At 64.0% G+C, this 13,577-nt stretch carries 9 protein-coding genes and 2 pseudogenes; 2 read left to right on the plus strand and 9 right to left on the minus strand.

Features of this window, described 5'->3' with window-relative positions:
- A complete protein-coding gene (locus B2W55_RS27490) occupies positions 1-1,134 on the minus strand; it encodes an efflux RND transporter periplasmic adaptor subunit (protein WP_024578326.1) in 1,134 nt (377 codons plus the stop codon).
- A gap of 176 nt (positions 1,135-1,310) precedes the next feature.
- Here B2W55_RS27490 and B2W55_RS27495 point away from each other — a divergent pair, with 176 nt between their 5' ends.
- Both B2W55_RS27495 and xth read left to right on the plus strand, forming a co-directional pair.
- Positions 1,311-1,736, plus strand: coding sequence for a GNAT family N-acetyltransferase (locus B2W55_RS27495; protein ID WP_024578327.1), 426 nt, complete (start codon positions 1,311-1,313; stop codon positions 1,734-1,736).
- A gap of 50 nt (positions 1,737-1,786) precedes the next feature.
- The gene (gene xth, locus B2W55_RS27500) at positions 1,787-2,584 is read left to right on the plus strand and encodes an exodeoxyribonuclease III (RefSeq protein WP_024578328.1); all 798 of its coding nucleotides are present in this window, start codon (positions 1,787-1,789) and stop codon (positions 2,582-2,584) included.
- A 22-nt stretch (positions 2,585-2,606) separates the two neighbouring features.
- On the opposite strand, the gene B2W55_RS27505 is transcribed toward xth, so the two are convergent.
- The 8 genes and pseudogenes from B2W55_RS27505 to B2W55_RS27540 all read right to left on the minus strand — a co-directional run bounded on the left by B2W55_RS27505 (position 2,607) and on the right by B2W55_RS27540 (position 13,510).
- Complete coding sequence (locus tag B2W55_RS27505) at positions 2,607-3,443, minus strand: tetratricopeptide repeat protein (protein WP_024578329.1); 837 nt, start codon at positions 3,441-3,443, stop codon at positions 2,607-2,609.
- Positions 3,430-5,154: a dihydroxy-acid dehydratase gene (gene ilvD, locus B2W55_RS27510; RefSeq protein WP_024578330.1), complete on the minus strand. Its 1,725-nt coding sequence runs from the start codon at positions 5,152-5,154 to the stop codon at positions 3,430-3,432. Before ilvD ends, B2W55_RS27505 begins: the two co-directional genes overlap by 14 nt.
- A 374-nt stretch (positions 5,155-5,528) precedes the next feature.
- Positions 5,529-7,025 (minus strand): sensor domain-containing diguanylate cyclase, encoded by a 1,497-nt coding sequence (locus tag B2W55_RS27515; RefSeq protein ID WP_244442096.1) that lies wholly within the window; start codon positions 7,023-7,025, stop codon positions 5,529-5,531.
- 333 nt (positions 7,026-7,358) lie between these two features.
- Positions 7,359-7,466: pseudogene (locus B2W55_RS34275) on the minus strand (PEPxxWA-CTERM sorting domain-containing protein); the annotation flags it as partial.
- Between the two features lie 675 nt (positions 7,467-8,141).
- Positions 8,142-8,258: pseudogene (locus tag B2W55_RS34280) on the minus strand (PEPxxWA-CTERM sorting domain-containing protein); the annotation flags it as partial.
- Positions 8,259-8,972: 714 nt separating this feature from the next.
- Positions 8,973-9,884, minus strand: a complete 912-nt coding sequence (locus B2W55_RS27530) for a hydroxymethylglutaryl-CoA lyase (protein WP_024578334.1) — start codon at positions 9,882-9,884, stop codon at positions 8,973-8,975.
- Positions 9,881-11,890: an acetyl/propionyl/methylcrotonyl-CoA carboxylase subunit alpha gene (locus tag B2W55_RS27535; RefSeq protein ID WP_024578335.1), complete on the minus strand. Its 2,010-nt coding sequence runs from the start codon at positions 11,888-11,890 to the stop codon at positions 9,881-9,883. The genes B2W55_RS27530 and B2W55_RS27535 overlap by 4 nt, the downstream gene beginning before the upstream one ends.
- A 15-nt stretch (positions 11,891-11,905) precedes the next feature.
- On the minus strand, positions 11,906-13,510 hold the full coding sequence (locus B2W55_RS27540; RefSeq protein ID WP_024578336.1) for a carboxyl transferase domain-containing protein: 1,605 nt from the start codon (positions 13,508-13,510) through the stop codon (positions 11,906-11,908).
- Positions 13,511-13,577: the final 67 nt, after the last annotated feature.

The following is a 13,577-nucleotide window of genomic DNA, read 5'->3' on the forward strand; positions in this document are numbered from 1 at the left end:
TCAGGCTCCGGCCTTGCTCGTCCGCAGTTCGACCCGCGATCCATCAGACAGCAACAATTGGCCGTCGACCACGACGCTTTCATCGCCCGCCAAACCGTCTGAGATCACCGATGAGCCCTGGAAGGTGCGATCGACCTTGACCGGACGGACCCTGGCGACGCCGTCCTGGACGACGAAGACGAAATTGCCGTTCTGGCTGCGCTGCACCGCGACCGTCGGCACCACGACCGCGTCCTCGCTGCGGATGATCAGCTTGGTCTGCACGATGGTGCCGGGCCACAGCGTCTCGCTCGCATTGTTCATGATGCCGCGCACCGTGACCATGCCGGTGGTCGCATCGACGGCGTTCTCGACCATCGCGACCTTGCCGCTCTCGGAGCGCTGGTGGCCGGGAATGGTCGCGACCACCTTGGGATCGCCGCCCTTCATGGCGTCGCGCAGGTCGACCAGCGCCCGCTGCGGGATCGCGAAGGTGACATAGACCGGCGCCATCTGGTTGATCACCGCGAGCGGCTGGGTGTCGGCGGGACGGACGAAGTTCCCGACCTTGACGTTGGCGGCGCTGATCCGTCCCGCGAACGGCGCGCGGATCACGGTGTAGCTCTTCTGGACGCGGAGGTTCTCCAGCGCGAACTGGTCGGCCTTGATGGTGCCGATCAGGACATCTGACTGGGTCTTGGCGTTGTCGAGATTGACCTGGGTGGTCGCGCCCTTGCCGACCAGCTCGGTATAGCGGCGAAGATCGCGCTGCGCGCCCTCGAGCTGGGCCTGGTCGCGGGCCAGCACGCCCTCGGCCTGCTCGATCTGGGCGTCGATCTGCCGCGCGTCGAGCATGAACAGAAGGTCGCCCTCATTGACCCTGGCGCCGTCCTCGAAATGCACCGAGACGATGGTGGTCTCGAGCCGCGACTTCAGCGCTACGCTGGAGATCGGGGTCACTTGTCCGATCGCATCGACGTCGACCGGAACCGATTTGCGTTCCGCCTTGGCCAGGTTCACCGAGACGACCCGCGGCTGCGGGGTCCCTAGCGCGGTGGCGGAGCCAGCACCCGTCCATGACGAGCGGGTCATGTAGGCCACCCCGGAAGCAATGCCGAGAATGGCGGCAGTCAGAATCAAATTGCGTTTTTTCATAAGCCTGGCACGTGCGGCGCCGGCCTCCCTTGAAGGCCGGGACGCGTCGTAACTCCCCCGTCGGCAATTGTTACGCCTTGTTTCTGGAGAGTTAGCACACGCCGATCGCCCATGGTATGCCACCTAAGTGAAATAGTGCGGCCTTTGGTCCGCCCCCGGACAAGCGCGCCCATCTCATGCCTGCCACGATCCTGATCTGCACTTGGGAAGCGGCGCGCGAACGCGCCGGGGCCATCCGCATCAGCGTCTTTGTCGAGGAACAGGGCGTGCCGCTCGAGCTGGAGTGGGACGATATGGACAGGTCGAGCTGGCACGCACTGGCGTTGACCACGGACGGGGCCGCGGTGGCGACCGGCCGGCTGCTGCCTGACGGCCATATCGGCCGGATGGCTGTGCTCAAAATGGCACGCGGCACGGGCGTGGGTGCCCAGGTGCTGGACGCGCTGATGGCCAAGGCGGCCGAACTCGGCTATCCCGAACTGATCCTCAACGCGCAGACGCACGCGGAGCCGTTCTATGCGCGCGCCGGATTCGAGCGTGTCGGCGACGTGTTCGAGGAAGCCGGCATCCCACACATCGAGATGCGGAAGCGCTTGGTCTAGGCGGCGCGCCGAGCGACGCGATGGCCCCATGAGATAACAAAGGACGTCCGATGACCGTTCGTATCGCCACCTGGAACGTCAACTCGGTCCGGCAACGGATCGAACTCCTGGTTGCCTGGCTGAAGGAGAGTTCGCCGGACATCGTCTGCCTGCAAGAGATCAAATGCGTCGACGACGCATTCCCCCGGCTCGAGGTCGAGGCGCTCGGCTACAATGTCGTTACCCACGGCCAGAAGACCTTCAACGGCGTTGCGCTATTGTCGAAGCTGCCCTTCGATGAGACCAAATCGGGCCTCGCCGGCGACGACGAGGACAGCCACGCCCGCTTCCTCGAGGGCGTCGTCACGTTGAAACAGGGCGTGGTGCGGGTGGCGTGTCTTTATTTGCCCAATGGCAACCCCGCCAACACCGACAAATATCCCTACAAGCTCAAGTGGATGTCGCGGCTTCTTGACTACACGCGGGAACGACTGAAGGCCGAGGAGCCGCTGATCCTGGCCGGCGACTTCAACGTCATTCCGGCGGCCCGCGACGTCTACAATCCGGCTGCCTGGGTCGACGACGCCCTGTTCCGCCCTCAGACTCGCGAGGCCTTCCAGTCGCTGCTCGGCCTCGGACTGACCGACGCGCTGCGGGCGGTCAATGATGAGCCCGGCCAGTACACCTTCTGGGACTACCAGGCGGGCGCCTGGCAGAAGAATTGGGGTCTGCGCATCGACCATCTCCTGATGTCACCTCAGGCGAGCGACCGGCTGATCGATGTCGGCATCGATAGCTATGTGCGGGCCTGGGAGAAGCCGTCCGACCACGTTCCGGTCTGGGCCGATCTCGATTTCGAGGTCGCCTGAAGTCCCACCGCCGCAAGCAAGATCAGTCGCGGCGGCCTTGCACCCAGTGCTCCAGCATCTGCAACGCCATGGCGCGATCGTCCTCGGAGGCCTTGGCGATCGCCCGGTTGTAGCTTTCCTTGATCCAGGCCTCGTCCGGCGTCGCGCTGTCACGCGCCAAGGTCAGCCACATCAGGCCGCGTGCCCGCTGCGGCGGCAGCCGGTCGCCGTTGAACAGCATCTGGCCGAGCAGCGCCTGGGCCTGGTGCTGGCCCTTCTGGGCGGCGAGCCCGAGCCAGCGGGCGCCATAGCGGAAGTCGTCGCGTGAGGCGTCCGGCGTCTTCAGGTACAGCCGGGCCAGGTCGTACTGGGCGTCGGCATTGCCGAAATAGGATGCAGCATAGGAGAACATCTCCCGCGCCCGCTCGGTGTCCGCCTTGACCTTGGAATTGGGGATGCCGCTCAGATAGTAGCGGCCGAGTGCCACGAAGGCATTGGCCACGATCGAGGCCTGCGGCGCCGACGGCGAATCCTCGGCATGCGCATTGGCGATCCGGCTGAAATATTCGAAGGCGCGCATGTCGTCCTGGATGACGCCATCGCCCTCGGCGTACATCTTGCCGAGCTTCCACTGCGCCACCGGGTGACCGCCCTCGGCCTGATACTGCAACGTGCTGATCGAGGAGTTCGGATCGGTCGCCACCGGAGCAACCGGCGTTGCGGCCCGCTTGAGCGCGGCGGCTCCGCCCGGCTGCGGTGCGACCACAGGAAGGACGGTATCCTGCGGGTTGACCGGGGCACCATCGAATCCGAATCCAGGGCCCGCCACCGGAATGGCCCCTAACGCAAACGCAAAAATCGTACGCCTAAACGTCCGCATAACACTGTTTCTCGTGCGCGCCACCCGGATGGGTGACTGCGCCATCCACCGCCGGCCCCACTTGCTCGGCATATTTCCACAGCGCACCAGATGTGTGGTTAGTCGCGCGAGGGGCCCATTTGGTCTTACGATCTGCGAGCTCGGCGTCGCTCAATTTTACGTTAAGGGTGCCGACGTCAGCATCGATCTCGATGATGTCGCCGTCCTGCAATAACCCGATCGGCCCGCCGATAGCCGCTTCAGGTCCAATATGTCCGATGCAGAAGCCACGGGTGGCGCCCGAGAACCGGCCATCGGTGATCAGGGCAACCTTGCCGCCCATCCCCTGCCCGGTCAGCGCCGCCGTGGTCGCCAGCATCTCCCGCATCCCGGGACCGCCCTTCGGCCCCTCGTAGCGGATCACGATCACTTCGCCTTCCTTGTAGGTGCGCTTCTGCACCGCCTCGAAGGCGTCTTCCTCGCGGTCGAAGCACCGGGCGGGACCGGTAAACTTCAGGTTCGACATGCCCGCGACCTTCACGATCGCACCCTCCGGAGCGAGATTACCCTTCAGCCCGACAACGCCACCCGTGACGGTGATCGGATTGTCGGCGGACCGCACCACGTCCTGGTGCGGATTCCATTTCACGCTTTTGAGGTTTTCAGCGATCGTTCGGCCAGTGACGGTCAGGCAATTCCCGTGCAGGTGGCCATTGTCGAGCAGCGTCTTCATCAGCAGCGGAATGCCACCTACTTCAAACATGTCTTTGGCAACATAACGGCCGCCCGGCTTCAAATCCGCGACGTAAGGAGTCTTTTTGAAGATTTCGGCGACGTCGAACAAATTGAATTTAATGCCGCACTCATGGGCGATCGCCGGCAGGTGCAGTGCAGCATTGGTCGAGCCACCGGAGGCTGCAACGACGGCCGCAGCATTCTCAAGGGCTTCGCGGGTGACGATGTCGCGGGGCCGGATGTTTTTCTCGATCAGCTCCATCACCTTCTCGCCGGCGGCGGCGCAGAAGGAGTCGCGGATCTCATAGGGCGCCGGTGCGCCGGCCGAGTACGGCAGCGCGAGGCCGATCGCCTCGGACACGGTCGCCATCGTGTTGGCGGTGAACTGGGCGCCGCAGGCGCCGGCCGACGGGCACGCCACCCGCTCGATCTCATCGAGGTCCTCGTCCGACATGGCGCCGACCGAATGCTTGCCGACCGCCTCGAACATGTCCTGCACGGTCACCGGCTGGCCGCGGAAATTGCCCGGCAGGATCGAGCCGCCATAGATGAAAATCGAGGGCACGTTGAGCCGGACCATCGCCATCATCATGCCCGGCAACGACTTGTCGCAGCCGGCGAGGCCGACCAAGGCATCATAGGAATGGCCGCGGACGGTCAGCTCGACCGAATCGGCGATGCATTCGCGCGACGGCAGCGACGAGCGCATGCCGTCATGGCCCATCGCGATGCCGTCGGTCACAGTGATGGTGCAGAATTCGCGCGGCGTACCGCCGGCCGAGGCCACGCCCTTCTTCACCGCCTGCGCCTGGCGCATCAGCGAGATGTTGCAGGGAGCAGCTTCATTCCAACATGAAGCAACGCCGACAAAGGGTTGATGAATCTGGGCTGTCGTCAGTCCCATGGCATAAAGATAGGACCGATGCGGTGCGCGCTGCGGCCCTTCCGTCACGTGACGGCTCGGTAGCCTGCCCTTGATGTTCGTCTTGGCGTCCATCGCGACCCTGTTCCCGGCGCTCTTTCCTCCATCAACGCCGGAACCCATGAAAATGTCCCGTCGTCGCGAGCGCTGGTTGTTCAACTATGTGAATATCCTTTCATGTCGGGGTGTGGCTAAAAAGCGGCGCAACTGCCAACTGACTGCTTTTAGGGTTAAATGTTGGGATGATGTTGCGAAATCGCAACAATCGTGGCCTGCGCGCAACCATGTATTATCGGTCCTTATGGGAACCTGACGCGCGCCTGAACAGGGCCGCCTTAAAGCTGCTGCTAAATAACGGAACTCGCCTGAGTTGTGATTGAGTTCCCTGAAAAACAGAGGCCGGTCAGGTCGTCAGCCAGCAACACCGCCATCACTCCGAGGCGCAAGCCCTACTCCGCCGCCAGCTTTGGTGGCGCTGGAGGCATCCAGCATTGCGTGCGATTGCGGCCGCCTTCCTTGGCCTGATAGAGCGCGGCGTCGGCCGCCTTCATCAACGCATCGACCCCGGGCATGCTCGTGATGGCCTCGGCAACGCCGACGCTCACCGTCAGTTGCACCGGGCGACCCTCCGCGGTCAATGTCAGGCCCTCCACCTTCTTGCGAATGCGCTCCGCGACAGTTCGGGCGCGCGACAACGTCGTCTCCGGCAGCAGGACCGCGAACTCCTCGCCTCCAACACGGCCAACGATGTCCGACTTGCGCTTGCCGCGAACGCAGACGTCGGCGACCGCCCTGATCGCCTTGTCACCAACCGCATGACCGAACCAGTCATTGACGCTCTTGAAGTGATCGATATCGACCATCAGCACCGATAACGAACGATAGTAGCGCTGGAACCGGCTCCACTCGGCATCCGTCATCGTCAGGAACTGGCGGCGGTTGAACAGTCCGGTGAGCGGGTCCGTGGTCGCGAGCACTTCGAGCTGTCGTGCATTGCGGACGAGATCGGTGACGTCGACAAAGGTCAGCATCCGGCCGCCGTTTGCCATCGTCGAGCAATGCACCCTGATATTGCGGCCGTCCGGCGTCTGGACGTCGCGCTTGTGGTCGCCTGCCTTGATCTCCGCGATCCGCTTCGCCGGAAAGGCCTTGATCTGCTCCAGCGTCGCGTCCGCCGGGACCGCGCGGCGATTGCGCGTGAGCAGCGTGACGTAGGCCGGATGCCGCGCAACCTCTTCCTCGGTCACCTGCCAGAATTCCCGCATTCTCCGATTGAGGAAGATCGCATTGAGATCGCGGTCGAGCAGGACGACGCCGTCTTCGACGTTCTCGAGCGCACCGGTCAGCACCTTCAGCTTGTCGGACGCGCGCACGATGTCGGTCACCGGCGTGTAGCTAACCATCCGGCCGCCGTCGGGCAACGGCGTGCACTGACAGCGAACCACGTCGCCATTGCTGCGCCTGAGATCGATCGGGTGGACGTCCCCGACGCTGATGAGACGGACGCGCTCTGCAACATAGGCTTCGAGCTGCTCGGCCGGCAGCTCATAGGCCATCGTCTTGCAGCCGTGATGCATCAGATCGGTGAAGCTGGGATTGCGGTCGGCCACCGCGTCCGGAAGCGCCCACATGTTCCGGAACGCGCGGTTGACGAACAGGGCCTTCAGCTCCGTGTCCAGCAGCAGGATGCCGACCGGGATCTGATCGAGCGCCGCGCGCAGCGCCAACATGTGCCCGCGCAGAATATCGCCGCCGCGCCGTTCCAGAATGGCTGCCGGGGCGGAAGCGGCCGGCACCGGACCCGCAGCGTTCGTCCGCTGCTCCTCAAAGGCAAGGCCGAGCTGGCGGTCCGACTGCCACAGCCGTTTGCACGGCTTGACCTGATTGGTGCCGACGATCAGCAGCTGAACGTTGTCGGGAATGCCGATCGTGGTTTCGAGTTCCACGGTGGCTCCCGCATCGGTGAGCTGCCGGATTGTGCAATCAAAAGCGGAGCGACCGAAGTTGAAGACGATCTTTCCGGCCAAGAACGTTCGGCCGCGGGAAGCTGACACCTGTCCGGACATGGCAAGACCACCAGGAGCAATTGCGAGCCCCCTCACATCAGCACCTTTGAGTCACCAAGCCATGAACGGTTTCAGAGGATTTTTTCGGGAACTGCCAAAGGCCGCGCTGTGAAGACGGTTCCATCCGTCGAGCCCGGCGTTGTGGAGGGCCACACGTGAAAAGACCGCCCGAAGGCGGTCTCTGCGGAGCTCATCCCGAGGCGCGATCGAAGATCAGGCCGCAGCCGGCGCGTTGCGGCGACGATAGGCCATGAAGCCGACGGCCGCGAAGCCCAGGATCAGCATCGCCCAGGTGGACGGCTCGGGGACCGCCGGCGTAGCCGCAAGGGTCGCGGTCAGCACGCCGTTGCTGCCGTGGCCGGTGTGCATGTCGTAGTAGGAATACACCGCGGTCGTGAACAGGCTGACGTAGTTGTCGGTCGAGAACCCGCTCGACGTGATGTCGTAAAGGGCTCCGTTGAGAAACTGAACCGTGACAAGGGTGAACTTCGGAATACCGAGCCCGAAGGTGTGGCCGTCGATCGTGAAGGTCAGCCCGGTGATATCAGCGGCAGCGATCGTATCGAGCCCGCTCGCCGCAACCGGCCGATCCAGGGTCAGCAAACCGGACCCGCTATAGGGAGAGCCATCGGTCGGAGTGAGAGACAGATTGTAAGTTACCACCATCGCATCAGCGCGCTGCGTAACGCCAGCGAAGGCGAGTACCATCAAAGCAAGCGCAATCAGTCTGGATTTGTTCATTGTTCTTATGCTCCCTGAAAAAATCACGATTAACTCGAATTCAAATGCTCGTCAAAAACGGAGCTCCACCAATTTGCTGCATAATGCTCGTTCAAAGGTATGACTCTGCCTCGCCGATAGCGACGAATTCTCACTCCGCGCACGCCATTCAAAAAGACGCCAGGCACGACGCTGATGACGCGTTTGTTTTGCACGTCACCACAAACAAAAAGACCGCCCGAAGGCGGTCTCTCTGTGGCTCGTTGACGCTGATGATCAGGCGGCGGGAAGCGAGGACGCCTGACTGCGCTTGCGATAAGCGAGGAAGCCCAGCCCGCAGAATCCGAGGATCATCATCGCCCAGGTCGAAGGCTCCGGCACGGCACCGACAGCGTGAAGGCTTGGAGCGCCCAATGAGTATTTGCCGCTCAGCGTATCGCTTCCGGCGACGTGCTTGATCTCGAAACTTCCATCATTGTCCCAGCCGTTATAGAGGGCGAGATACGCCGCTCCGGGCAGCAGGCCCGTCTGCGACTGGGTGACGGCGATCGACAGATGGCTGGAATCAGGATTCGAGGACTGCGGCCACACATGCGCTCCTTGCAGACCGCCAAAGGCGATGTTCGAATTCGTCAGCTCGAAATTCAGCGTTCCGAAGGTCGCGCTCAGGCTCGAGAAGATCGGGTTCGGCAGGCTGGTCCAGTTGATCGGACCGGTCGTCGGAAACGACGGCAAGTCCAACACCAGGACGCCGGTGCCGACAGAAGTTCCAGACCAATTGCTGAAGGTGACGCCGTAGTCGACCAAAACGGCCTTCGCCGGAACCGTCGAGGTGGCCGTAACAATCAATCCGAACGCGGCCGCCATTAAAGATTTAACCCGAAACATTTAACCCTCTGAGTATTTAAATTCCGCGCGCGATTTGGCAGAAAACCAAATGCCTGTCAAAGCGGCGGATGGTCTTTGCACAGCAGTGGTTACCGGCGAGGACGACGAAAGCGCAGTCATGCGTTGTTATGCCGCACGATCGGCCGGCAGCGCCGCGCGACGAGATCAACCGCGCTTCGAAGGATGGTTCGGTTTACCTTACCGGCGCTGCGATGCGCCTCACGCGCTCAGCCGCGCCCGCTTCGCATTCAGCGCAGAGGCAACGCGGCTGACCGGTGGGCGGCCGAGCAAGCCGGCCACCTCATTGGTCGCAGCGAGCAGCCGGTCCATATCCACGCCGGTCGCCACACCCATGCCTTCCAGCATGTAGACGACGTCTTCCGTTGCGACGTTGCCGGTGGCGCCGGGCGCATACGGACAACCACCGAGGCCGCCGGCAGCGGAATCGATGACGCGAACGCCCTGCTCCATGCCGGCATAGAGATTGGCAAGCGCCTGGCCGTAGGTATCGTGGAAGTGCATCGCAAGGTTGGCGACCGGAAGCTCGGCACCGACCGCCCGCAGCATCGCCTTGGCCTTGAGCGGCGTGCCGACGCCGATGGTGTCGCCGAGCGAGATTTCGTAGCAGCCGAGATCCCACAAGGTCACCGCGAGGTCGGCCACTGCCTTCGGCTTGATCTCGCCATCGAACGGGCAGCCGAGCACGCAGGAGATATAGCCGCGCACCTTGACGCCATCGGCCTTGGCACGCGCCAGCACCGGCCGGAAGCGTTCGATCGACTCCGCGATCGAGCAGTTGATATTGGCGCGTGAGAAGCCTTCCGATGCAGCCGCGAATACCGAGACTACTTGAGCACCAGCCGCACGCGCGGCGTCGTAGCCCTTCTCGTTCGGCACCAGCACGTGGAATTCGGCGTTCTTGATATGGCCGACGCCGCGCAGCACCTGGTCGGAGTTCGCCATCTGCGGGATCGCCTTCGGCGACACGAAGGCGCCGACCTCGACGGTGCCGAGCCCCGCCGCCACGAGCGCCTCGACGAAGGCGATGCGCGCTTCGACGCCGACCGGCGTGTTCTCGTTCTGGAGGCCGTCGCGCGGCCCCATCTCGATGATCCTGACCTGATCGCTCATGACGCGGCCGCAGGCTCCACTTCCGCAAGCTCGACGCCCTCGCCGACGATGTCGCCGACCTTGCATTTGAGCTTCTCGAGCACACCCGCGTAGGGCGCGCGCAAGGTCTGCTCCATCTTCATCACTTCCAAGGTGAGGATCGGCGCGCCCTTCTCCAAGGTCGCGCCCTCCTCGGCCAGCAGCGCCACCACGGTGCCGGGCAAGGGAGCCACGATCTTGTCCTCGCCGACCTGCTCCTCGCTTTCGCCGCCGAACGGATCGACCCAGTGCAGGTCGAAGCGGCCATTGCGAGTGCGCAAATAAAGCTCGTGGCCCTCGATGACAGAGGCGACGCGCGACTTGACGCCGTTCAGCGTCAGGTCGAAGCCGTCGTCGTCGGACGACGAGATCGCGAACGGAAGCTCGCGACCGCCGATTGATAGTGTCGACGGTCCGCTGCCATAGTGCAACGTGATGGTCTGTGGTGGCTCGTGGCCCTGCCGGAACGAAAACACCCGCTGGCGGCGGCCGACCGGCATCCAGCCAAACGCCTGCCACGGCGAACTGGCCTCACGCCGTGACGCCTTGCGCTCGTCGTCGACGATCGCGGCCACCGCCGCGCACAGCTCGAACTCGCCGGCAGCACCCTGCCCCGCCGTCAGGTTTTTCAGCTCGCGCTCGATGAAGCCGGTGTCGATCGCATTGGCCCTCGTCGCCGGATGCGTCACCAGCGCCGACAGGAATGGGATGTTGGTGACGATGCCGCGGACGTCGGTCTGTTCCAGTCCGCGATTGAGCTTCTCGATCGCGCCTTCGCGGGTCGGCGCCCAGGCGATCACCTTGGCGAGCATCGCGTCGTAGTATGGCGAGACGCTATCGCCGCTGCGGTAGCCGGCGTCGACGCGCAGGCCATCGCCTTCCGGCGGCGTCCGCCAGGTCTTGATGCGGCCGACCGAAGGCATGAAGTTCTTCTGCGGATTCTCCGCATAGACGCGCGCCTCGATGGCATGCCCGTTCAGCTTGATCTCGTTCTGCTTCAGCGGGAGCTCCTCGCCGAACGCGACGCGGAGCTGCCATTCGACCAGATCGACGCCGGTGATCAGTTCGGTCACGGGATGCTCGACCTGCAAACGGGTGTTCATCTCGATGAAGAACACGTCCTTGCCGTCGGAGACGAACTCGATCGTGCCGGCGCCGACATAATTGACTGCGCCGGCGGCCTTGCGCGCGGCCTCGCAGACGGTGTCGCGCTGCGCGGCGTTCAGGGTCGGCGACGGCGCTTCCTCGATCACCTTCTGGTGGCGGCGTTGCAGCGTACATTCGCGCTCCCACAGCGACAGCAGATTGCCGTGGCTGTCGCCGATGATCTGCACCTCGATATGCCGCGGGTTCTGGACGTATTTCTCGATCAGCATGCGGTCGTCGCCGAACGCCGCCTTGGCCTCCCGCTTGGCGCTGGTGATCGCGGCCGACAGTTCCGCCGCCGCATTGACCACGCGCATGCCGCGGCCGCCGCCGCCGGCCGATGCCTTGACCAGCACCGGGAATCCGATCCGGTTGGCGGCGTCCGCCAGGATCGCCTCGTCCTGCGCCTCGCCGTGATAGCCGGGCACCAGCGGCACGCCGGCCTTCTCCATCAGTGCCTTCGAACCGGACTTCGAGCCCATCGCCGTCATCATCCCGGCGGTCGGGCCGACGAACACCAGACCTGCGTCGAGGCAGGCCTGCGCGAATTCGGCATTCTCGGAGAGGAAGCCGTAGCCGGGATGCACCGCTTCCGCGCCGGTCTCCTTTGCCGCTGCGATCACACGTTCGATGTTAAGATAGCTGTCGCGGGCCCGTGCCGGCCCGAGCAGCACGGCCTCGTCGGCGAGCGCGACATGCATCGCGTCGCGGTCGGCCTCGGAATAAACGGCGACAGTGCGCAGCCCCATGGCGCGCGCCGAGCGGATGACGCGGCAGGCGATCTCGCCACGGTTGGCGATCAGCAGCGTGCGGAAGCGCCGGTAGAGTTTTGAGCGGTCCATGATCAGATCCTTGGCTCACATCCTGAACAGGCCGAATTTGGTCGGCTCGATCGGCGCATTGGCGGCGGCCGACAATCCAAGCCCGAGCACCAGGCGGGTGTCGGCGGGATCGATCACGCCATCATCCCACAGCCGCGCGGTGGCGTAATAGGGATTGCCCTGCTTCTCGTACTGCGCACGGATCGGTTCGCGGAACTTATCTTCTTCCTCCGCCGACCAGCTCTCGCCCTTGGCCTCGATGCCGTCGCGCTTGACCTGGCTCAGCACCATCGAGGCCTGCTCGCCGCCCATCACCGAGATGCGGGCGTTCGGCCACAGCCACAGGAAGCGCGGGCTGTAGGCGCGGCCGCACATGCCGTAATTGCCGGCGCCGTAGGAGCCGCCGATCACGACGGTGAATTTCGGCACGCCGGCGGTCGCGACCGCCGTCACCAGCTTGGCGCCGTCGCGCGCGATGCCGCCCGCCTCGTATTTCTTGCCGACCATGAAGCCGGTGATGTTTTGCAGGAACACCAAGGGAATGCCGCGCTGGCAGCACAGTTCGATGAAATGTGCGCCCTTCAGCGAGCTCTCGCTGAACAGAATGCCGTTGTTGGCGATGATACCGACCGGATAGCCCCAGATATGGGCGAAGCCGCAGATCAGCGTGGTGCCGTAGAGTTTCTTGAACTCGTCGAATTCAGAGCCGTCGACGATCCGCGCGATGATGTCGTGCACATCGAACGGCTTGCGGCCGTCGGCGGAGACCACACCGTAGATCTCCTCGGCAGGAAACAGCGGCTCCTGGACAGCGCGCATGTTGAGCGGTGCCTTCACCGGCTGCTTCAGCGTGCCGACGATGCGGCGTGCGATGCCGATCGCGTGGGCGTCATTCTGGGCGTAGTGGTCGGTCACGCCCGACTGACGGGAATGGACATCGGCGCCGCCGAGCTCTTCGGCGGTGACGACCTCGCCGGTCGCAGCCTTCACCAGCGGCGGACCGCCGAGGAAGATGGTGCCTTGATTGCGCACGATGATGCTCTCGTCCGACATCGCTGGCACGTAGGCGCCGCCCGCAGTGCACGAGCCCATCACGATCGCGATCTGCGGGATGCCCTGCGACGACATCTGGGCCTGGTTGTAGAAGATGCGGCCGAAATGCCGCTCGTCGGGAAAGATTTCGTCCTGCAACGGCAGGAAGGCACCGCCGGAATCCACCATGTAGACGCAGGGCAGATTGTTCTGCCGCGCGATGTCCTGGGCGCGCAGGTGCTTCTTCACCGTCATCGGATAGTAGGTGCCGCCCTTGATGGTGGCATCGTTGGCGACGATGATGCATTCGCGGCCCGCGATGCGTCCGACGCCGGTGATGACGCTCGCCGAATGCACGTCACCGCCATAAAGGCCGTTGGCGGCGAGCGGCGACAATTCGAGGAAGGCGGTGCCCGGGTCGACCAGGAGATCGACGCGGTCGCGCGCCAGCATCTTGCCGCGCGAGGTGTGGCGCTTGCGCGAGGTCTCGCCCCCGCCGCCGGCCACCTGGTTGAGCTTGCCGCGGAGCTCCGCGACCAGGCCGCGCATTACCTCGGCGTTGCGGGCGAATTCGGAAGATGTCGGATCGATCGTCGAATGAAGCGGCATCGGTGTTGCACGTTTCGTTGGAGGAGCTGACAGGATCGGGGACGTCGAGCGATCGCGCCGTGGCGCG

This window comes from Bradyrhizobium sp. UBA2491 (assembly GCF_002341725.1).
GTDB lineage: Bacteria > Pseudomonadota > Alphaproteobacteria > Rhizobiales > Xanthobacteraceae > Bradyrhizobium.

What these genes read in the sequence shown, in the direction of transcription:
- B2W55_RS27490 (WP_024578326.1), bottom strand. Translation starts at nt 1,134, where the DNA reads ATGAAAAAACGCAATTTGATTCTGACTGCCGCCATTCTCGGCATTGCT.
- B2W55_RS27495 (WP_024578327.1), top strand. Translation starts at nt 1,311, where the DNA reads ATGCCTGCCACGATCCTGATCTGCACTTGGGAAGCGGCGCGCGAACGC.
- xth (WP_024578328.1), top strand. Translation starts at nt 1,787, where the DNA reads ATGACCGTTCGTATCGCCACCTGGAACGTCAACTCGGTCCGGCAACGG.
- B2W55_RS27505 (WP_024578329.1), bottom strand. Translation starts at nt 3,443, where the DNA reads ATGCGGACGTTTAGGCGTACGATTTTTGCGTTTGCGTTAGGGGCCATT.
- ilvD (WP_024578330.1), bottom strand. Translation starts at nt 5,154, where the DNA reads ATGGACGCCAAGACGAACATCAAGGGCAGGCTACCGAGCCGTCACGTG.
- B2W55_RS27530 (WP_024578334.1), bottom strand. Translation starts at nt 9,884, where the DNA reads ATGAGCGATCAGGTCAGGATCATCGAGATGGGGCCGCGCGACGGCCTC.
- B2W55_RS27535 (WP_024578335.1), bottom strand. Translation starts at nt 11,890, where the DNA reads ATGGACCGCTCAAAACTCTACCGGCGCTTCCGCACGCTGCTGATCGCC.
- B2W55_RS27540 (WP_024578336.1), bottom strand. Translation starts at nt 13,510, where the DNA reads ATGCCGCTTCATTCGACGATCGATCCGACATCTTCCGAATTCGCCCGC.